The organism is Rhodanobacter sp. OK091, assembly GCF_900142825.1.
Classification (GTDB): Bacteria; Pseudomonadota; Gammaproteobacteria; order Xanthomonadales; family Rhodanobacteraceae; genus Rhodanobacter.
The window spans coordinates 494132-514809 of sequence record NZ_FRCH01000001.1 but is presented as its reverse complement, the minus strand read 5'-3'; the positions used below and the strand labels follow the sequence as shown (position 1 = coordinate 514809).

13 protein-coding genes are annotated in these 20678 nt (G+C 63.5%); 9 read left to right on the top strand and 4 right to left on the bottom strand.

Annotated features, from left to right (window positions below):
- Positions 1 to 78: 78 nt before the first annotated feature.
- Positions 79 to 2937: an autotransporter serine protease gene (locus BUA26_RS02480; RefSeq protein WP_072757579.1), complete on the top strand. Its 2859-nt coding sequence runs from the start codon at positions 79 to 81 to the stop codon at positions 2935 to 2937.
- 127 nt (positions 2938 to 3064) lie between these two features.
- On the opposite strand, the gene BUA26_RS02475 is transcribed toward BUA26_RS02480, so the two are convergent.
- Positions 3065 to 4312, bottom strand: coding sequence for a DUF3472 domain-containing protein (locus tag BUA26_RS02475; protein ID WP_218587769.1), 1248 nt, complete (start codon positions 4310 to 4312; stop codon positions 3065 to 3067).
- A 354-nt stretch (positions 4313 to 4666) separates the two neighbouring features.
- Between BUA26_RS02475 and BUA26_RS20000 the strand changes: the two genes are divergently transcribed.
- Positions 4667 to 4831 carry a hypothetical protein gene (locus BUA26_RS20000; RefSeq protein ID WP_143154154.1) on the top strand — a complete coding sequence of 55 codons (165 nt, stop codon included), beginning with the start codon at positions 4667 to 4669 and terminating at the stop codon, positions 4829 to 4831.
- Positions 4832 to 4927: 96 nt separating this feature from the next.
- On the opposite strand, the gene BUA26_RS02465 is transcribed toward BUA26_RS20000, so the two are convergent.
- Genes BUA26_RS02465 through BUA26_RS02455 form a run of 3 tightly spaced genes read right to left on the bottom strand, consistent with a single transcriptional unit; the run spans position 4928 to position 7902 of the window.
- Positions 4928 to 5725, bottom strand: coding sequence for a DeoR/GlpR family DNA-binding transcription regulator (locus BUA26_RS02465; protein ID WP_072757574.1), 798 nt, complete (start codon positions 5723 to 5725; stop codon positions 4928 to 4930).
- Positions 5722 to 6963: an amidohydrolase family protein gene (locus BUA26_RS02460; protein ID WP_072757572.1), complete on the bottom strand. Its 1242-nt coding sequence runs from the start codon at positions 6961 to 6963 to the stop codon at positions 5722 to 5724. Before BUA26_RS02460 ends, BUA26_RS02465 begins: the two co-directional genes overlap by 4 nt.
- 21 nt (positions 6964 to 6984) lie before the next feature.
- Positions 6985 to 7902: a class I fructose-bisphosphate aldolase gene (locus tag BUA26_RS02455; protein WP_072757569.1), complete on the bottom strand. Its 918-nt coding sequence runs from the start codon at positions 7900 to 7902 to the stop codon at positions 6985 to 6987.
- A 120-nt stretch (positions 7903 to 8022) separates the two neighbouring features.
- Between BUA26_RS02455 and BUA26_RS02450 the strand changes: the two genes are divergently transcribed.
- The 7 genes from BUA26_RS02450 (at position 8023) to BUA26_RS02420 (ending at position 20572) form a co-directional block, all read left to right on the top strand.
- Complete coding sequence (locus tag BUA26_RS02450; protein WP_072757567.1) at positions 8023 to 9159, top strand: SIS domain-containing protein; 1137 nt, start codon at positions 8023 to 8025, stop codon at positions 9157 to 9159.
- Positions 9156 to 10079 (top strand): carbohydrate kinase family protein, encoded by a 924-nt coding sequence (locus tag BUA26_RS02445; protein WP_072757565.1) that lies wholly within the window; start codon positions 9156 to 9158, stop codon positions 10077 to 10079. The genes BUA26_RS02450 and BUA26_RS02445 overlap by 4 nt, the downstream gene beginning before the upstream one ends.
- A complete protein-coding gene (locus tag BUA26_RS02440; protein ID WP_072757563.1) occupies positions 10076 to 11005 on the top strand; it encodes a 1-phosphofructokinase family hexose kinase in 930 nt (309 codons plus the stop codon). Before BUA26_RS02445 ends, BUA26_RS02440 begins: the two co-directional genes overlap by 4 nt.
- A gap of 188 nt (positions 11006 to 11193) precedes the next feature.
- On the top strand, positions 11194 to 14250 hold the full coding sequence (locus BUA26_RS02435) for a TonB-dependent receptor (RefSeq protein ID WP_178368526.1): 3057 nt from the start codon (positions 11194 to 11196) through the stop codon (positions 14248 to 14250).
- Between the two features lie 136 nt (positions 14251 to 14386).
- Positions 14387 to 16450: an alpha-galactosidase gene (locus BUA26_RS02430; RefSeq protein ID WP_178368525.1), complete on the top strand. Its 2064-nt coding sequence runs from the start codon at positions 14387 to 14389 to the stop codon at positions 16448 to 16450.
- Between the two features lie 195 nt (positions 16451 to 16645).
- The gene (locus tag BUA26_RS02425; protein ID WP_083572849.1) at positions 16646 to 18379 is read left to right on the top strand and encodes an alpha-L-fucosidase; all 1734 of its coding nucleotides are present in this window, start codon (positions 16646 to 16648) and stop codon (positions 18377 to 18379) included.
- A 501-nt stretch (positions 18380 to 18880) separates the two neighbouring features.
- Positions 18881 to 20572: an RICIN domain-containing protein gene (locus BUA26_RS02420; RefSeq protein WP_083572848.1), complete on the top strand. Its 1692-nt coding sequence runs from the start codon at positions 18881 to 18883 to the stop codon at positions 20570 to 20572.
- The last annotated feature ends 106 nt before the right edge of the window (positions 20573 to 20678 follow it).

The window sequence follows — 20678 nt, the reverse complement described above, 5'->3', positions numbered from 1 at the left end:
GCGAAGATGGGCGGCGGGGGCATCGTGTCGTACCGGCAGGTCGGCGATGCGGAAAATTGAATGCGTTTGGGGTGCATCATGAAAGCGCTTGGACAGGGTCGATATCTGGGGTTGCGGCATCGTGAAATGGCATGGGTGATAGCCCTGGCGCTGGGTCTCAGCGCCTGCGGCGGTGGCGGCGGTGGCAACGTCAGGCCGACGACACCCCCGCCGACTGCGCCGGCATCGCCCCCGCCGACCACGACGACCCAGCCACCGCTGGACGCTCAGCTCGCGATCACCAATACCTACGGGGCGCACGGTCTGGGATATACCGGCGCCGGAGTGACCATCGGCGTGGTCGACAGCGGCATCATGCGCAATCACCCGACTCTGGCCGGGCGGGTCACGCAGGAATTGATCTATGTCGACCCGGCCACCAACAACACCACGGTCGACGACGTGGTCGGCCACGGCACCTGGGTATCGGAGATCGCTGCAGGTACGCCGTTTGCGCAATTTCCCGGCGGCATTGCACCGAGGGCGTCGCTGGTTTCTGCGCGCATCATCAGCGACGTCGAGCCGAAGGACGACGGCTCAGGCAACGGCAATCCGGTGACCGCCGCCGATGCCGACTTCTTTGCGCAAACGCTCAACCCGGCCCTGATCAATGCCGGCGTGCAGGTGATGAACAACTCCTGGGGCGGCATCTACTGGGACACCAGCAACGCCACGATCAACCAAGCTTTCGCTCAGGCTTACCAGCCGTTCGTGGTGCAGCATGGCGGTCTGGTCGTGTTCGCCGCCGGCAACGATTCCAAAAGCAATCCCAGTGACATCGCCGCGCTGCCCAGCGTGGCCCCCCAACTGGAAGCCGGTTGGCTAGTCGCGGTGGCCGTCGACAGCAATCATCCGACCCAGCTCGCCAGCTACTCGAATGCCTGCGGCAAGGCGATGAACTACTGTCTCGCCGCGCCCGGTGACGTGGTCGTCCTCGACAAGAACGCCACCACCACCGGCAGCCAGACTTACTGGGTTGTCAGCGGCACCTCGTTCGCGGCGCCGGAGGTATCCGGTGCTGCCGCGTTGGTATGGCAGGCTTATCCGTATTTCAGCAATGATCTGGTGAGGCAGACGCTGCTGGGCACCGCGCGCGATCTTGGCGCGCCCGGCCCCGATACCACCTTCGGCTACGGCGAACTGGATGCCTTCAAGGCGGTCAACGGGCCAGCCAAATTCGACTGGGGCGATGTCACGGTGAACTTCAGCGGCACCTCGACCTGGGGCAACCCGATCTCCGGTGCCGGCGGATTGATCAAGCAGGGAACGGGCAGGCTCAACCTCTGGGGCGGCAGCAGCAGCTATACCGGTCTCACCCAGGTGCAGGGCGGCACGCTCGCCGTGGCCGGGTTGAGCAGCCCCGTCGAGATTGGCGCGCAGGGCACGCTGATGTCCGGTGATACGCCGCAGAATCCCACCGGCTTCGATGTCTTCAACAACGTGACCAACGCGGGCGTGCTGGTGGTCAGCCAGGGCGACGTCCATGTAAGCGGCAACTATGTGCAGCAGGGCAACGGGCGGATAGCACTATCGCTAGGGTCGCAGCTGTACGTGAATGGCACGGCCACCCTGTCCGGTGGAGACCTCTACGTGTACGGCGCCAATTCCAACTACACCCTCAACTCGCACACGACGGTGCTGTCGGCTTATGGTGGTTTGACGGGCACCTTTTCGGCCCTGAGCACGGCGCCGAGCGTGGCGCTGACCGCGACGCTGAACTACGATCCCAACAGTGCCTGGCTCGACGTGCAGCAGGTGAACCTGAGCCAGATCCAAGGTCTGCCATACACCACCGCCAGCTACAGCGCCGCGCAACGCACGCAGAGCGCGTTCCAGCAGATCAACAGCCAGTTGCAGTTGCAGGGCACCGCCAGCGGCACACCAGCCAGCGCGGGCTTCATCGCCGGTGCCGCCAGCCTGCAACGCGCCGTTTCCACCGAGGTCATGCAGCGTTCGCTGGAAAGTCTGTCCGGCCAGTTGCATGCGGCCAGCGCGGCGATGACGTTCGAGGCGATCGACGCGGGCACGCGTGCGCTGTCCGACCGTTTCGACAGCCTGCTCGATGCGCCGAAAGCCGGTAGCTGGACGCAGAATCTCGGTTATCACGGCGGCATGTCGCGCAGCGGCTACGGCAATGTCGGGTACGACCTCAGCGGCTCGCTGGTCGGACAGGACTATCGCATCGGCAGCAATGGCTTTGCCGGCTATGCGCTAAGCCAGAGCCAGGGGCTGGGCCGATTGAACGAAAGTGCGGACCAGGGTCACAGCCATGCGCTGGAAGGCATGCTGTATGGCGGCGTGGTTCGCGGTGCGTGGTACACGATGGGTCGTTTCGGCATCGGTAGCTACCGCGAAACCATGCGTCGCCAGCTTGAACTCGGCAATCAGTTTGCCGGTGTGGCCAGCGATATCAATGGCAGGTACGGCGTGGCCTACGGCGAAAGCGGGTACCGGCTGGCGTTGGGCCGTACGCAGGTCACGCCTTACATGAGTCTGCAATACGCGCAGATCCAGCGCGATGGTTTCAACGAACTGGGCGCTTATGGCTTCGGGCTGAAATCGGCTGCGCAGAGCACGGCGCGCTGGCAGGCCGGCGCGGGTCTGCGTGCCACCCATGACTGGGCGCTGGCCGGTGGCGGAAGCCTCAGCCTGCAGGGACGAATGCTGTGGCAGCAATCGTTCGGTCTGCGCGGCGAGGTTTTCGACGCCAGCTTCAGCGGCATCAACCAGTTCGCTCCCGTCGGCGGTGTCGGACTACAGCGTTATGGCGGCGTGTTCGGCACCACGCTGGACTGGCACATGACGCCGCGCGCCAGTCTGCAGCTTGGCTACGACCAGTATCTTGGTCAGCGGCAACAAGCGAAGATGGCGACGGCGAGTTTTCGTCTGGACTTCTGAGCGCCGTTGGTCAACGGCTTCAGACCACACGACCTGCACACCGGCGGCGCGTAGCGTCACTGTCAGTTTCGTGCGATGGCATTCGCAGCCGGCCCGCTCGGGGGGGCCGACTGCGATGCCGTGCGTATCAAGGCAGGTTGTCGAGATCCACATCCGGCGGGTTACCGGTCGCCGTGCGCGTAAACGTCTGGCCGGAGGATACCGATGGGGTGAAGAACCCATCGTTGCGCAGGTAGAACTGGTTGCCGATCACGCCGCCGGCGAAATCCAGGCGCTGCTTGTTGAGGCCGGTGGGGTCGACGTCGTAATAGGCGGAAGTGATTTCCACCCAGTCGCCGCCCACGGGCTTGGCCCACTGGTTGCCATAAGCCGCTCGGCGGCCGATGTAGCCAAGATCCGGGTCGAAGGATTCGAGGAAGGAATACAAGCCGCGCAGGTAATGGGTGTCGCCCACGTACTTCCAGGTCGCGATCAGGTGCCAGTCGCAGTTGCCCTCGCTGTTCTGCGCACTGCAATTACCCTGCGCGGCGGCGCTGCCGAACCACGCGGTGAACAAGGTATTGCCGTTGCCGTCGGGCTGGGCGCGGGTGAGGAAGCGATAGGTCTGGCCGGCGACCCACGCGTAGCGCAGATGGCTTTGGCCGCCGGTGCCTTCGCCGCCGAAACCGTTGGTGATAACGCCGGGCCCTTTGTTCACCAGCGTGGTGCTGCCGGTGGGCGAGTCCCACACGGAGAACAGGATATGGCGCTCGGTCGGCGAGTTCACCTGCATGCCGAAGTAGCCCACGTTGAAACCGTCGGCCATGTAATAGGAGCCCACCGGATCCTGTCCTTCCGGCACGGTCACTTCGCTGTAGAAGTACTCCGTGTTCGCCGGCACCTTGTAGCCGAGATGCACCGACGGGCCGCGCCGCGACCAATAGAAATTGGCCGGGTCGTTGGCGTAGACCGCGCCGGCGGCGGTGGCGCTGCCGTCGATCTGCAGGTCGCTGATATCGCCGTAGTAGCCGCCGTCGGTGCTGATGCCTTGCAGGTCCACCCTCACGTAGCCGGGCTTGTCGATGGTGAAACTGCCGGCCGGGAAGGGCGCGGGAGTCGTGCTGGAAAGATTGACCAGCTGTGATTGGCCGCCGACCGTGACTTTCACCGTGCTGTGGCTGGCGCCGTTCAAGCTGCCGACCAGCGAGAGTTGCAGCTCGCCCGCCTGCTGCACATCGAAGTAAACGCTGACGATGGCCTTGTCGGAATTCCAGCTGTGCAAGCCAGTGTCGGTAATGGTTTCGTTCGCGGTGGGCGATGCCTGGGTGATATAGGCATTGCCGCCCAGCGGTACGGTATTCGATGCGGCCTGTGCCGCCGGCGCAGCGCAGGACATGACGAGCAGGAATCCGAACAATCGGCATGTTAGATGTCGCATAACTCCTCCCAAAGTGGACGACCGTGTTGCAGCGAGAGGGACGCCCGGCGCCGCGGATGGGTGGCTCGGGTGGCCCGGAAAACGTGTCGGGCAGCAGATGCGTGGCAGGTCTCTTGTGGTAGAGCTTTCGTTTTTTCCTAAAATGAAAGTTATCGACAGCAAAATGGAAATAATTCGATAATAAACGGAGAGTAACGAAAGCTATATGGAATGCAAGTGCCTCGGTGCTTCCGGAGTGGCTGGTCCGCGTAAAAGCGACCGACTCGCCAAGACCTATGTAGGCCATGAGGTTCGCTCGGTCAGGAGCAACGCGTGTACTTCAGCCTGCGGGCGACGATGGCGGCACCGCTGATCGCGGGCAGCGACATCGCCGCGATGAGCGACCGCCTGCGCAGCGTGCTCACCCATAAGGACGTGATCGCGATCGACCCGGACGCGCTCGACAAGCAAGGTGGGCGTATCTATGCGGGCGGATAGATAGAGGTGCGAACGCGGCGGCTGGCGGATGGCGATCTTGCCGTGGTGGTGTTCAACCTCGGACAGGCGCGGCTTTCCACGCAGCGTTCCGGTCGTTCAGACCAAGGTGACTTCCACGCCGGCAGCGCGCAGCGACTCGACGGCCTTCGCTTCGGCACTGCTGTCGGTGATGGCGCGATGCAGGTGCTGCACCGTGGTGATGACGGACAGGCTGCGCTGGCCCAGCTTGCTGGCGTCGAACACGGCAATGGTCTCGCGCGAGACGCGGATCATCAGGGCGTTGAGCGAGGCTTCGAGCGGGTCGGGCGTGGTGACGCCGACCACCGGGTCGAGGCCGTCCACGCCGAGAAAGAGTTTGTCGGCAGAAAGCTTGGACAGCGCCTGTTCCGCGTCGGGACCGACCAGCGAATAGGAGGTATCGCGCAACAGGCCGCCCAGCATCATCACGCGGATATGCGGCAGGCCGGATAGCTCCAGCGCGATGTTGAGCGCGTTGGTGATCACCGTCAGCGATTCGAATTTCATCTGGCGGATCTGTCGGGCGATCTCCACCGTGGTCGAGCCGGAATCGAGAATGATGGTCTCGCCGTCCTGGATCATCTTCGCGGCGGCGTGGCCGATGCGCAGCTTCTGCGCGTGCCAGCGGGTTTCCTTGATGTTGAGCGGCGTGTCGTTGGTTGCCGGCGCAACCGGCAACGCACCGCCGTGGGAGCGGGCGATCGCCGAGCTGCGGGCGAGCGCGTCGAGGTCGGCGCGGATGGTGACGGTCGAGGTGCCGAAGCGGGTCGCCAGTTCTTCCACGGTGGCGCGGCCCTGCTGTTCGACCAGATCGACGATCAGGCGGCGGCGTTCTTCGACGAGCAGGCGGCGGGAGACGGTCGGGGTTTCGCTCATGGGTCGATATTCAGAAGTCGGGCGGCGTTGTCATGGTAAACCTTGCGCAGCACTTCGTCCGACAAACCGAGCCCATAGATCGACCAGCGCCCCTGTGGCGGCGTCGGCGACGGCGCGTAATCGAAGTATTCGTCCTCGGTTTCCAGAAAGCGATAGTAGATCTCGTAGAGCTCGTCGCCGAACAATTGCTGCGGCACGTCGTCGCCATATGGCGAGGGCACCGCATCGGTGCCGAACAGGATCCGATCCTGGTAGCGGTCGAAGAAGCGCTGCGCGATGCGCGGCTGGCGGCCCAGCTCGCCGATGCGTGCGCTGATGTCGATCACCGTGTTCGGGTAACGGTCCAGGCACGCGGCGACAGCAGCCAGATTCTCCGCGTTGTTGCCCACGTGCAGCAGCGCGAAGGTGGTCTTCGGATGGCGCGCGATCAGGCGGTCGCGCGCGGCGAGCAGTTCCGCATTGCTGGGAAACTCCGGGCCGTAGAACGACCAGTCCGGATGGTTGGCCAGTTCCTCATAGCGCTCGTTGGTTTCATCAGTAGGCAGGAAGAACGCTTCCGGATCTGAAACGTGCAGGAACACCGGCATGCTGTTTGCCGCACAGGCCTCCCACATCGGATCGAAGCGGTGGTCGTCCACGGCCACCAGCGGACCTTCGTCGATCCGCTCGCGCAGATACAGGCCCAGCGTCTTCAACAGCTTCAATCCACGCGCGCCGACACGTTTGGCGTGCGCGATCGCATCGCCTTGCAGCTGCGCGTAGTTCGGTTCGGGGAAGTGTTCGTAGGATGGTTCGGTGAGGGTGAGGAAGCGTCCCGGCGCAGCCTGGTCGAAGCTGCGGATGCTCTGCTCCAGGCCGGCACCGACGCCGCCGGTGAGGTTCACCAGCGTGCGCACGCCTTTGCGATCCATGACCGGCAGCAAGTCCTCGGGCTGAGCGAACAAGGTGACCTCTTCGCCTACCGAGATGCCGCTGCGCACGTTGCTGGACCAGGTCAAGTGCGTGTGCACATCGATCACCGGAAAACGCGGACGTTCGATGCGTGTCTGTGGCACGTGCAGCATGCTGCGCGGACGGAAGTCCTTCAGCCGCAGGTCGCTCTTGCCGGTGTCCGGCTGGGTCTGCAGCGGATTTTTGCTGCTCTCGACACGAACCGTGCCGGCTCCGCTGGGCGGCGCGCAGCAGAGGCAGCCGGCCTGCATCAGCTGCTGCGTTGACTTGGAGGAGCTGTGACTCATCGAACGGCCTGCCTCACCTGTTCAGCGCGGATATTTCGCCATGATGTCATGCACCGCACGGGTCAGCGTCACGGCCTGATCGAACGGACGCAGCCACATGTTGCGGCCGAACATCACGCCGTTGGCGCCGGACTGCATGTAGAACTCGACCTTGCGCAGCACTGCCTCGTCGTCGTCGTTCTTCTCGCCGCCGGAGAACAGCACCATCGTGCGGCCGGCCGAACGCACCACGCGCGCGCAACGCGCACCGGCATCTTCCTGCAGCTTGTCGTAGGGGGCCGGCACATTGACCACGCTGTCGTTCGGCTCGTGCAGCTTGACGATGTCGGCACCCAGCTCCAGTGCGACGCGTGCAGCGTAATCCTGCGCATACAAGGTATTGGTGCCGCCCTTGGCATTGACGGCGCTGCCACGTGGATACGCCCACATCACCAGCGGCATGCCGAAGCGCTCGCAATCCTGGCGCACTTTCTCGAACTGACGGAACTCGTCGTGCTGGCGCGGCGAACCGACATACATGGTGTAGCCGACTGCATCGGCGCCGAGGCGCACCGCATCTTCGACCGAGGCGAACAGCGGCGAGGTGGCTTCGGCGTCGCTGGCGATGTTGGTCTTGCCGTTGAGCTTGAGGATCAGCGGCACCCGTCCGCAGTATTCGGTCATGTACTTCTCGGCCAGGCCGATGCCCAGCGCGATGGCCGAAAAGCCCCCGGCCACGGCCAGCTCGAACTGATAGCTCGGATCGACCGCCGGCGGATGGGGAAAGAAGTCGGTGGGGCCATGTTCCAGCCCCTGATCCAGCGGCAGCACCAGCAAGCTGCCGTTGCGCGGGCCGTGGCCATAGAGCAGCCTCCACAGACGCGTACGCTTGCCGTGCGACAAGGCGAGCCGGGAGAGTTGGCTGCCGGTGTTCGAAACCTCTTGTAAGTTTTGTTTCATTTCGAATACTCTCGGTTCAATGGATACATACTTTCACATTCGATTGTATTTGGCAAAATGTCAAAATTAAACAAGCAAACGAAAGATTCGATAACGCTGGAGCCGCTATGCTCTGCGTCGTTGGCGGAGCAACGGGCACGAGGCTACGCCGATACCTTGCGCGAGATCCTGCAACAGCCGACGACCTGGCTGGGCACCGCCGACCTGTTGAGCCAGCCACAACTGCGCGAGCAACTGCAGGCAGCGCTCGTACCACGACCGAGCCATATCGTGCTGACCGGCTCCGGCAGCTCGATGTATATCGGCGAGTGCCTGGCGCCCAGCCTGCAACTCGGCCTGGGCATTCCGGCGCAGGCGATCGCCGCCGGCAGCTTGCTCACGCATTGGCGCAGTGTGCTACCGCCCGGTGCCGGTTTGCTGATTTCGCTGGCACGCTCGGGCGACAGCCCGGAAAGCTGCGGCGTGGTGGATCGCCTGCTGGCCGATGCTCCCGACTACCGCCATCTGGTGATCACCTGCAATGCCGCCGGCAAGCTCGCCACGCGTTATCGCGACGATTCGCGGGTCACCGTGCTGGTCCTGGATGAGCGCACCAATGACCGCAGCCTGGTGATGACCAGCAGCTTCACCAATCTGTTGCTGGCCGGATTCGGTCTGGTTGAGCGCGAGGGAGGCGATGCCATCGCCCCGGTGGAGCGGCTGGCACGCAACGTCCGGCAGGTTTTCGATGAGCAGGCCGATGCGCTCGCTGCGATAGCCGGCAGCGAGTTCAGCAACGTCGTCTATCTCGGCAGCGGCGGCGCGCTGGGCGCAGCCCACGAGTGTGCGTTGAAGATGCTGGAAATGACTGGCGGCGCCGTGGTCACGGTGGCGGAGACCTATCTCGGCCTGCGCCATGGCCCGATGTCCAGTCTCGACGACAAGACCCTGGTGGTCGGCTTCCTGTCGCCAGATCCGGCGGTGCGCGCCTACGAGCTCGATTTGCTGCGCGAGCTGTCGCGCAAGCAGTTGGGCCTGACCCGCGTGCTGGTGGGCGAAGGCATTCCCGCCGAGGTGCTGGGTCCGAACGACGTGGCCGTGGAGCTGGCAGGTCTGGACGCGATGGACGACGCCCTGCCGCTGCTGGCGGACGTGGCGGTGGGGCAACTGCTCGCGTTCTTCCGTTGTCTGGTCCTGGGCGGCCAGCCCGACACGCCTTCGCAAGGCGTGCTCACGCGCGTGGTGGAACACTTCCCCATGCATTCGGGGGAGGCATGAAGCGCGTCCTCTTCATCGGCGAAATCAACGTCGACCTGGTCTTCAAGAATTGCCAGGCGTTGCCGTCGCCAGGCCGCGAGGTGCTAGCCGAAGACTTCATCATGGCGCCGGGAAGCTCCTCGATGATCTGCGCCATGGGGCTGGCCCGTCTGGGCAACCCCGTTGCGTTCCACGGCAAGCTCGGTGCGGACAGCTGGGGTGATTATTGCCTCGATGCGTTGCGTGCCGCCGGTATCGATATCGCTTCGGTGCGCCCTGACGCCACGCTGCGGACAGGCGCCACTGTCTCGCTGTCGACACCGCAGGATCGGGCACTGGTGACTTTCCCCGGCGCGATAGACACGCTGCGTGCGGACGAGGTGAGCGACGCACTGCTGGCTGGCGCCGATCACCTGCATGTCTCCTCGTACTACCTGCAGCGTGCGCTGCGGCCCGACTGTCGCCAGCTGTTCGCACGGGCACGCGGCGCCGGCCTGAGCACCTCGCTCGATCCCGGCTTCGATCCGCAGCAGGCATGGGCTACCGACCTGCTCGATACGCTGACCGAAGTCGACCTGTTCCTGCCCAACGAGCTGGAGCTGGCGGCCATCACCGGACACGACGAGGTGCTTGCCGGTCTGCACGCGCTCGACAACGGGCATACGCAAACCGTCGTGAAGCGCGGGCAGCGTGGCTGCGCCAGCTTGGAGCAGGGGCACCTGCTCCAGGTGCCCGCTTTTGCCGTCGACCCGATCGACAGCACCGGCGCCGGCGATTCGTTCGACGCCGGTTTCCTGCATGCGTGGCTGCGCGGCTTGCCGTTATTCGACTGTCTGCGTTGGGGCAGTGCCTGCGGCAGTCTTTCCACTCGAAGCATCGGCGGCACGGCAGGGCAGGCCAGCGCGTCGGAAGTACAGACTTTGCTGGCTGCTACCCGGTGATTACGGTCATCGGCTTCAACACGGCGATCGACCGTTTCATTCGGCTGGACACGCTGCGACCCGGCGAAGTCAGTCGCGCGCTCGACGAGCAGGCGTATCCCGGCGGCAAGGGATTGCACGTGGCGCAGACCATCGCCGCGCTGGGCGAGCGGGTGCAGCTGGTCGGCCTGGTGGACGCGGCCCATCGCAACATGATCGGCCGGCAGATGTGCGAGCGCGGCGTGCTGTTCCACGGCATCGAGATCGCCGACAACCTGCGCACCTGCATCGCGTTGCAGGACGCGAGCGGCCACATCACCGAGATTCTCGGACAGGGGCCGCTGCTGGACAGCGCGCAGCAGGAGGCCTTGCTGCGGGCATTCCGTCGCGGCGTCGATGACAGCGACCTGGTCGTGTTGTCCGGCAGCCTGCCGCGCGGTTTTCCGCCGACCACTTATGCCGAGCTGGCTACGTACGTGCGCGATGCCGGCAAACGTTGTCTGGTCGACGCCGGCGGCGAGCTGCTGCAGCACGCCGTGCAGGCTCAGCCTTTTCTGGTCAAACCCAATCGCGATGAGATCAGCGAACTGCTCGGACGTCCGATAGGCGATCTCGCTGCAGCAGTGGACGCCGTTCACGAACTGCGTACCCGTGGCGTCGCCATGCCGGTAGTGACGATGGGCGCGCTGGGTGCGGTCGCCGCCGACGCGAACGGTGTGTGGCATGCCGCGATCGAACTCGCGCAGATACGCAACACGGTGGGCTCTGGTGACTGCCTGCTGGCCGGCATGACGGTGGGCATGACGCGAAACATGAATTTGGAAGAAACCTTGCGCTTGGGTGTGGCCTGCGGGGCAGCCAATGCGCAAGGTCAGGAAACCGGTTTCGTCGAACGGCGAGCGGTGGAGGCGTTGCGCTCTCAGGTTCGAGTGCACCGCCTGGGTTGACTGAAAAAGCAGGGAGTCAAACCGGACCACCAACCGGTCCGGCGGAGACGCTTGCGCTCGAAATTTGATGAAGAGGCGAACAAGTTCGTGGGCAGGAGGCGTTTCCACGGGTAACCACAACCGCCTGTAGCAGAGGGGAGAGGTCATTTCTGCGCAGGGCGATAACGAACTACGTGAGGGGCATTTCAATGCGTATTGAAAAGAAAGATGGTTTTGCCTTTGAAGGCAAGGCTCAGGGTTTCAGGCGAACCATGCTCGCCATGGGATTGCTGGTCGCGCTTGGCGCGAACACCGCACAAGCACAGTCGACTACCAGCACCATTTTTGGCCGTGCTCCGGTACAGGCGGGTGAAACCGTCGCTATCCGCAACAGCTCCGGTCTTGCACGTACCATCAATGTGGATAGCCAGGGACGATATAGCGCGCCCCAGCTTCCGATCGGCACGTATTCGGTCACCTTGATGCAGGACGGGAAGGTCGTGCAGACGCGTGACAACGTGGTGCTGCAAGTGGGCATAGCTGCGGAGATTTCGTTCAGTGGTGAGGGTGGCGCTGCATCGGGCGCGGAGAATGCGAAGCAACTATCGAGCGTGAACGTTTCGGCCAACGCGCTGCCGCCTATCGACGTCAGCTCGGTGGACTCGCGCACGGTTCTCACGGCTGACCAGCTGGCCAAGCTGCCGCTGGCGCATTCCGCGGAAGCGGCTGCGCTGCTGGCTCCGGCGACCAATCTCGGTGCAGGCGGCGCGAAGAGCACGACGGGCCAGCCGCTGATCAGCTTCGGCGGTTCGTCGTCGACGGAGAACGCTTACTACCTCAATGGATTCAACACGACCGATCCGAACCTCTCCCAGGGCGGCATCACCTTGCCGTATGGCTCCATCGAGCAAGAGGAGGTCTACACCGGTGGCTACAGCGCGCAGTACGGGCGCAGCGATGGTGGCGTGCTCAACATGATCGGCAAGAGCGGCACCAACGACTGGCATTTCGGTGGGCAGTATCTCTACCAGCCGTCGTCGACGCTCGCCAGCCAGAACAGCACCTACTACGCGAACGGTCTGCCGCCGTCGCCCGTGGCCGGCAGGCTGTACGACCCGAGGAACCAGAACAGCAGCTGGTCGTCCGTTTACGACCTGTACGTGGGCGGCCCGCTGATCAAGGATCGCCTGTTCCTCTTCGCCTCGGCGGAAATGACCCACACGGAAGGAAACACGGTCAACAGCGTTTCTTCCGGCACCGACTCGCACTACAAGAACACGCAGCCCAAGTGGTATGCCAAGGTCAACTGGAACATCAACGACAGCAACTTGCTCGAGCTGACCGGCGCGTCGGAGAAGAGCGAGGGGAGCGGCTCCGTCTACAAGTACGACTACAACACCCTCAGCGATTCGGACTTCAAGTCCTACGCCAACAACACCAAGCATGGCGGCGACATGTGGTCGGCAAAGTTCACCAGCTACATCACGGACAAGCTGACCCTGACCGCCTTGTACGGCAGCATGAAGACGCGCAGCTACAGCCAGTCCCCCGCCTATGATCCGAGCCTGACGTACATCGGCAACTATACGGACCAGAATCCGGCATTGAACGGCGGAACGCCGATCACCAACAATCAGAACGTCAACCAGATCACCAACCCGGGCATGAATTTCGTGTCCACCAACCTGCGCGTCGCGCTGACGTATTCCCTGGGCAACCACACGATCACAGCCGGCATCGACAACCTGCGCACGGCGGCCAGGAATCAGGAGGAGTTGACCTCCGGGCCGGGCTACCAATGGATTTATGGTTATGTGACGCCCGCGAATCAGCCGCTGTTTCCCAGCCTCGGTGTGGGAGCTCCGGCCAGTTACCCGAACGGGGCGAGTGGTTACTACGCCTACAAGTACATCTTCAACCAGGGCGGCAACCTGTTCTCCAGCGAGCGCGCCGAGTACATCGAGGACCAGTGGCAGTTCAACGACCGCCTGCTGTTCTCCATCGGCCTGCGCGATGACGGCTTCACCAACACCAACGCCAGCGCCAGCGCCTATATGCGCCAGACCAAGCCGCAGTGGGCGCCGCGCCTGGGCTTCAGTTGGGACGTGTTCGGCGACAGCTCGTTCAAGGTGTTCGGCAATGCCGGGCGCTACTACCTGGGCTCGCCGATCGCCCCGGGTGATCCCGCCAACGGTTACGTGGCCACCTCGCAGTTCTACACGTACAGTGGTATCGCGGCGGACGGCACGCCAACCGGCCTGACACAGATGTCGCCGCCGGTGTCGCCGAACGGTGCTTACGGCCAGACGCCCGATCCGCGCACCATGACAGCGACCAGCCTCAAGGCCATGGATCAGGACGAGTTCATGCTCGGCTTCAGCAAGACCGCCGGCCCGAACTGGGTCTATGGCGCCAAGCTCACCCGGCGCATGCTGCGGCACGTGATCGACGATTGGTGCGACGTCCAGGCGGTGGTAGACAAGTCGGCTTCGGAAGGCATCACCGACGTCAACACCGCCACCTGCTACTACATCAACCCGGGCCAGGCCAACACCTTCGCAGTGCAGGATCCGAGCGGCACCTTCCACAGCGTGACGCTGTCCAACGCCGACATGCAGTTCCCGCGTGCGGTGCGCCGCTATTACGCGCTGGAGACCTTCCTCGAGCATCCGTTCGACGGCAAGTGGTACGGCAAGGTCAGCTATGCCTTCTCGCGCAGCTACGGCAACAGCGAAGGCCAAGGCCAGTCCGACATCAGGGCCATCGGCGGCACGCAGAACGAGGACTGGGATTTCCCGGAACTGATGGCTTACGCCAATGGCCCGCAAGGCAACGATCACACGAATGTGATCAAGGCCTACGGCTACTACGCGGTAACGCCCGAGCTGCTGCTTTCGGCCAACCTCAACCTGACGTCGGGTGGACCGAAGTACTGTCTGGGCTACTACGGGCCAGGCCAGACCGATCCGGACGGTTACGGCTCCAACTACCACTGGTGCAACGGCCAGCCGTCGCCGCCGGGGGCAACCGGACGCCTGCCATGGATGAAGCAGCTTGACCTGGGCATCCACTACCGCCCGGCGTTTGCCGACCACAAGCTCGGTTTCAGCGTGGACGTGTTCAACGTATTCAACGGCCAGGCACCGCTCAACCTGTCGCCCGATTACAACGGGAACAGCGCGGGTACGCCGAATCCGCTCTACGGCACGCCGTTGGTGCTGCAGCCGCCACGTTACGTGCGGATCGGCGTCACCTACGACTACTGACAAGGGTGGCGGCGATCCATGCCGCCTTGCGGCAATCCCGCCGTCCGGCCATGCCGGGCGGCGCTTTCGAGTCACGCCGACGGGGCATCCACGCGATGCTTCCGTCGGCCCAGTCAAATCATCACGAGAGGTCGTCATGCCAGCATCGCATCTCCATTCCCTTCGTTCGTCGCGCGTGAACCTGCTGGCTTCCTGCCTGATGGCCGTGTTGGCGGGCCTCGGCTCGGCGCATGCCGAGGACAGCGTCGCCACCGGCGAGCTGGTACTCGATCCCGGCACGGCGGCGTTCGTCGACAAGCAGGGTGCGGATAGCTTCGGCAACGCTGCGATCGAGGCGCACTGGAAGCTCGACGGGCAGCATCTCGTCGACATGACGGTGACCGACCGCGTGCACGGCCGCACGCTTGCCGTGCACGCGCCGTTCGCACTAGTGCTGGCCGATGGCAGCATGCTCAAGGCTTCGGACATGAATCTGCGATCGAAACCGCGTGCGGTGAAGCTGCCGGTGGATGCCAAGGCCTCGCGGCTGGCCGGGCGCCTGCCAGGCAACGCGGTCGAGGCCAGCTTCGGCGATGCGGAGGGCCGCTTCCGCGTGGATTGGAAGCTCGTGCAGCGCGACGGTTCGTCCTATCTGCGCGAGGAAGTGAGCATCAGCGCGCTGAAGCAGGACGAGAAGATCGCCAAGGTATCGCTGCTGCAATCGCAGGTGGGCGATGCCGAGGTAGTGGGCACGGCGAACGGTTCGCCCGTGGTGGTCGACGATGTCTACCTCGGTTTCGAGAACCCGCTTTCCGACAGCACGGTATACCACCACGAAGCGAAGCTCACGCTGTCGCGTACGCTGCCGCTGGAGAAGGGTAAGACGGTGGATTACTCGGCGGTGGTCGGCGTGGTGCGCGATGGCCAGCTGCGCCGCGATTTCGCCAGTTACGTCGAACGCGAACGCGCGCATACCTATCGATCCTTCCTGCACTACAACTCGTGGTACGACATCGGCTTCTTCAATCCCTACACCGAGGCGGAGGCGCTGGATCGCATCAACACCATCGGCGAGGAGCTGCACGTCAAGCGCGGCGTACAGCTGGACTCCTACCTGTTCGACGACGGCTGGGACGATCGTTCGGGCACCTGGAACTTCAGCAAGGATTTTCCGCACGGCTTCGTGCCGTTGCGCGAGGCTGCCGCCAAGTACGGTGCAGCGCCGGGCGTGTGGCTGTCGCCGTGGGGCGGCTACAGCAAGCCGCAGCAGGAACGCATCGCGGGCGGCAAGGCGCAAGGTTACGAGACCAACGAGGGCGGCTTCGAACTGTCCGGCCCGAAGTACTACCAGCGCTTCCACGACGTGGTGATGAAGCTGATCGACGAGAACGGCATCAATCAGTTCAAGTTCGACGGCACCGGTAATGTCAGCAGCGTGTTTCCAGGCAGCCGCTTCGACAGCGATTTCGCCGCAGCGATCCAGCTGATCCAGGACATCCGCAAGGACAAGCCGAACACCTTCATCAACCTCACCACCGGCACTTGGGCCTCGCCGTTTTGGCTGCGCTATGCGGACACGATCTGGCGCAGCGGCGAGGACGACTGGTACACCGGCGTGGGCACGATGCGCGAGCGGTGGATCACTTACCGCGACCAGCAGACCTACCAGAACATCGTGTTGCAAGGGCCGCTGTTTCCAATCAACTCGCTGATGCTCCACGGCATCATCTATGCGCAGCAGAATCCGCGGCTCAATACCGATCCGGGCCACGACTTTGCCAACGAAGTGCGCTCGTACTTCGGCACCGGCACGCAGCTGCAGGAGATGTACATCACGCCCTCACTGCTGAGCAGCAAGGACTGGGATGCACTGGCCGATGCCGCCAAATGGTCGCGTGCGAATGCCGATGTGCTGCGCGATACGCACTGGATCGGCGGCAATCCCGGCCGGCTCGACGCATATGGATGGGCCGCATGGACGCCGGGCAAGGCTATCGTCACGCTACGCAATCCGGGGGAGCGGGTACAGACCGCGGTGCTCGACCTGCAACGCCAGCTTGAATTGCCGCCAGGCGCCGCGCGCCGCTTCAGCGTGCGCGATGTGTGGAAGACCGGCGGCAGCACGTTGCCGCAGCAACTGGACGCCGACCACGCCAGCACGCTGCAGCTCGCGCCATTCGAAGTGCTGACGCTGGAGCTGACACCACTCACGGAGCATTGAACCAAGGCTGATCAAACCCGACGCGTGGCAGCGCGGCATGCGTGCAAATGAATCGTGTTGTTTGAAAGCCGGATGAGGAGATACCGTTGTCTGCCTGCGAGGCCTGCATGGGGATGGATGTGAAGAGGTGACGAAGGCTCGCAAGGTTTTTATCCAGACAACGGGAGCGATGCGAACGTGGGCAAGCGAGAGTCGATGAACATGAAGAAAGGGTGCCTGCTGGCTCTCGCCGCGTTCGCCGGCGCAGTGCAGGCGAACGGCATGGCACCGTCCGGTCAGCCGCTGCCGCTCGCCGGACCACGGCCCGACGTGGCTACGGTCGGGGCCTGGCAGGCGCGCCGGTTCGGCATGTTCATCCACTTCGGATTGTTTTCGGTGCCGGGTGGTGTATGGGACGGGAAACAGATTGGCTACGGCTACAGCGAGCAGATCCAGTCGCATGCGCCGGTGCCGGCGGAACAATATGAAGCGCTGGCAAAACGCTTCGATCCGCAGAAGTGGGACCCCGACGCCATCGTGGCGCTGGCGAAGGCGGCAGGCATGAAGTTCATCGTGCTCACCGCCAAGCACCACGACGGCTTCGCGATGTTCCATACCAAGCAGAACCGCTACAACATCGTCGACGCCACACCTTACAAGCGCGACGTGGTGAAGGAGTTGGCCGACGCCTGCGCGCGCGCGCACATGCCGTTCGGCGTGTACTACTCCACCATCGACTGGCACTGGATGCACGGCCAATACCTGGACACCAACTCCAATCCGATCACGCCGGCCCAGGCCGACTTCAACGTGGCGCAGATCAAGGAGCTGCTTGGCCATTACGGTCCGATTGCCGAGATCTGGTTCGACATGGGCAAGCCCACACCGGCGCAGAGCGCACGCTTCACCCGCGCGGTGCACGATCTGCAGCCGCAGACGATGGTGTCCGGCCGCGTGTGGAATTATCAAGGCGATTTCACCGTGATGGGCGACAACCAGGAGCCCGACGTGGCGATGGAGGAGCCGTGGCAGTCTCCCGCGTCGATCTTTCCGCAGACCTGGGGCTATCGTTCGTGGCAGCAGCGCGACGACCTGTCCGGAAAGATCCGCGAGAACATCGCGCGGTTGGTACGTGTAGCCAGCGCGGGCGGCAACTATCTGCTCAACATCGGTCCGGAGGGCGACGGCTCGGTGGTGCCGTACGAGGCGGACGTGCTGCGCGGCATCGGCGATTGGCTCAGACCGCGCGGCGAAGCGATCTACGCCACGCAAGCCTCGCCGTTCAAGAAGCTCGACTTCGGTTATGCCACGCTCGGTGCGCACACGCTCTATCTATTCGTGGAAAAGCCGCCGACGGACGGCGTGTTGCGCCTGCCAGGCGTGGTCGACACGCGCTTCGGTCCGGCACGACTGCTTGCCGACACCGGCGCCAAGGCAGGCACGGTGACGCTGGATGCGCAAGGCGCCGCGGTCCGGATCGCAAGGCTGGATCATGCCGGCTACATGCCGGTCGTGGCGCTGCCGTTCGACGGTGCGCTGCATGTGCGGCCCGATGCCGTGTCGCCGGATGCCAACGGCGCGGTGCATCTCGAGGTGAAGCACGCGCAGCATTTCCTGAATTACAACGGCTACGGTTACGAGGATCCCTCGACGGTCTACAAGTTGCGCTGGTACACCGCCATCGGGGCGGGGCATTACCGGCTCACCGTTCACTATCACGGTGCGACATCGCCGACCAGATTGGATGTACGCGTGGATGGAAAGCGGCAGACGCTGCCGCTAGCCACGGACCACGATGCCGGCGCCAGCCTCCGCGTGCAGCGCGACCTGCGCGCCCAACCCTATGCCATGCAGGTGGAGCTGACTCCGGTCGAGCCCTTCCACAAGGGCGATCACCTGCCGGTGACGATCGATGCCGTCGACATCGTGCCCGACAGCAGTTCGCCTTGATGGCCGTTGCATTGCGAAGGCCGTGTAGACGAAGTCCTGCCAGATCGAAACACCGTTGAAATCCGGCGCTCATGGCGTGTTTGAGCGCTGGCCTGCAACTGCCGGTTCGCTCGTCTGCGTTGTTGTGCGCGAGGTGCGACTTCCGCATTCGCTGCACTCGTCGGCAAGACAATCGCACGACATCGGCAAGCAATCGATTGCGTCACACATCGATGCATGCGGATCGTGTTATTGATTAGTCGTGGATGCTCGGTAGGCGTTATCGCGATGGGAGCGGCAGTCCAGTTCGGACGCTGCTCCAACATGCGCACGATGTGCATGTCTCCTTCGTATCTGATGCGCCATACGCCCGCGATATCAGGCTTGTTCGCGCGGCACGACACATTCCCATCAAGCACGCTCCCCGCTGATGCATCCAAGCGGGGCGGATCGACGCGTGCTTGCAGCGTGCAGGTCGGTGCGCCCCCATTCCTCCATTAGCGAAAAAGGATCGTCATCATCATGAAAGTACGTCGCCCAACATGGGCTCATCTCTGCGTATTACTCGCTGCCGTTGCCATCAGCGCCGTAGGCAACGCTCACGCATTCGGTGCGTCGTCCACCGACGTGAATTTGTCCTCGCAGACCCGGACCACCACATCGGATAACACGGGGCAATTTCGTTCCCTTTCCGCTACGGCAGCGACCAGTGGCGTGATTCCCCGTTACGACCACGTCGTGATCGTCGTCATGGAGAACAAAAGCATCAGCAGCATCGTCGGCAATACCACCGACGCGCCTTATATCAATTCGCTCCTTTCCAGTGGCGTGAACTTCACCCAGTCCTATGCAGTGACGCATCCGAGCCAACCGAATTACCTGGCCTTGTTTTCCGGATCCACCCAAGGCATCACCGACGACACCTGTCCGCACACCTTCGGCACGGACAATCTCGGCCACCAGCTGATTGCTGCCGGCTACACCTTTGCCGGCTACTCGGAGACCATGCCGTCGATCGGATACACCGGCTGCGGGTACGGAACATCGGGATATGTCCGCCGGCACAACCCGTGGGTGGACTTCAGCAATCTTTCGCCGTCGACGAATCTGCCCTACACCTCGTTCCCGACCGACTTCACTCAATTGCCGACGCTGTCGTTCGTGATTCCGAACCTGTGTAACGACATGCACGACTGCTCCGTATCGATCGGCGACAGCTGGTTGAGCTCTCATATCAACAACTACGTCAACTGGGCCAAGACTCACAACAGCCTGCTGATCCTGACCTGGGACGAGGACGACGACACCACCACGGGCAACCGGATCCTCACGCTGTTCGCCGGCGCGAACATCAAGCCCGGTGCTTATGCGGAGTCGATCAATCATTACAGCGTGCTGCGGACACTGGAGGACATGTATGGCCTGGCCGCGCTCGGCAATGCCTCCGCCGCCACCCCGATCACCGACGTCTGGAGCACGAGCGTGCCCGACTTCGGCATCACCACATCACCGACGTCGGTCGGTCTGAGCCAGGCCTCGCAAGCCACCGACACGATCACTGTCTCCGGCCTCAACGGCTTCAATTCGTCGGTCAATCTGTCCGTCTCCGGACTTCCGAGTGGGGTGACGGCTACATTTTCTCCGACGTCGCTGATGCCCCCGGGCACCTCCACGCTGACGCTGTCCGCGGGACCCACGGCCGCGATCGGCAGTGCAACGGTTACCGTGACCGGCACCGCCGGCTCGCTCACGCACAATAGTCCCATCAACCTCACCGTCAGTGCGCCTGCCGGCGTGACGTACTGGGTGAAAAGCGTCAACTCGGGCCTGGTCGTGGATGACCCCGCAAGTTCGACCACCAGCAATACGCAGCTGATCCAGTGGCCGCAAACCGGCTACAACAACCAGAAATGGATGTTTGCGAAGAATGCCGATGGCTCATGGACCGCCAAGAACGTGACGAGCGGGCTGTGCATGGCGGTCGAGAATGCCTCGACAGCCATGCGCGCGCCGGTGGTTCAGGCGACTTGCACCGGCGGAGCCGAGCAGAAATGGCAGCTCAAGCCGCAGGGCAGCGGTTACGAGCTGGTCGACCAGAACAGCGGCCAGTGCCTCGATGTGACGAGTTCTTCGCTCACCAAAGGCACGCTGCTCATCCAGTACCCATGCTACGGCACCACCAATCAGCAGTGGACGATGACGCAAGCGAACTGAAGGTGCGTGTCACCGTGTGCAGCCGGTCGGTCTGACCGGCTGCACACGGTGCTTCAACTGTTGATCATGGCAAGCAGGTCCGCGTTGACGGCAGTCCCCCTCGCCT

Excerpts from the sequence above, each read along its gene's own strand:
- BUA26_RS02480 (WP_072757579.1), top strand. The coding sequence starts at position 79 with ATGAAAGCGCTTGGACAGGGTCGATATCTGGGGTTGCGGCATCGTGAA.
- BUA26_RS02475 (WP_218587769.1), bottom strand. The coding sequence starts at position 4,312 with ATGTCCTGCGCTGCGCCGGCGGCACAGGCCGCATCGAATACCGTACCG.
- BUA26_RS02465 (WP_072757574.1), bottom strand. The coding sequence starts at position 5,725 with ATGAGCGAAACCCCGACCGTCTCCCGCCGCCTGCTCGTCGAAGAACGC.
- BUA26_RS02460 (WP_072757572.1), bottom strand. The coding sequence starts at position 6,963 with ATGAGTCACAGCTCCTCCAAGTCAACGCAGCAGCTGATGCAGGCCGGC.
- BUA26_RS02455 (WP_072757569.1), bottom strand. The coding sequence starts at position 7,902 with ATGAAACAAAACTTACAAGAGGTTTCGAACACCGGCAGCCAACTCTCC.
- BUA26_RS02445 (WP_072757565.1), top strand. The coding sequence starts at position 9,156 with ATGAAGCGCGTCCTCTTCATCGGCGAAATCAACGTCGACCTGGTCTTC.
- BUA26_RS02435 (WP_178368526.1), top strand. The coding sequence starts at position 11,194 with ATGCGTATTGAAAAGAAAGATGGTTTTGCCTTTGAAGGCAAGGCTCAG.
- BUA26_RS02430 (WP_178368525.1), top strand. The coding sequence starts at position 14,387 with ATGCCAGCATCGCATCTCCATTCCCTTCGTTCGTCGCGCGTGAACCTG.
- BUA26_RS02425 (WP_083572849.1), top strand. The coding sequence starts at position 16,646 with ATGAACATGAAGAAAGGGTGCCTGCTGGCTCTCGCCGCGTTCGCCGGC.
- BUA26_RS02420 (WP_083572848.1), top strand. The coding sequence starts at position 18,881 with ATGAAAGTACGTCGCCCAACATGGGCTCATCTCTGCGTATTACTCGCT.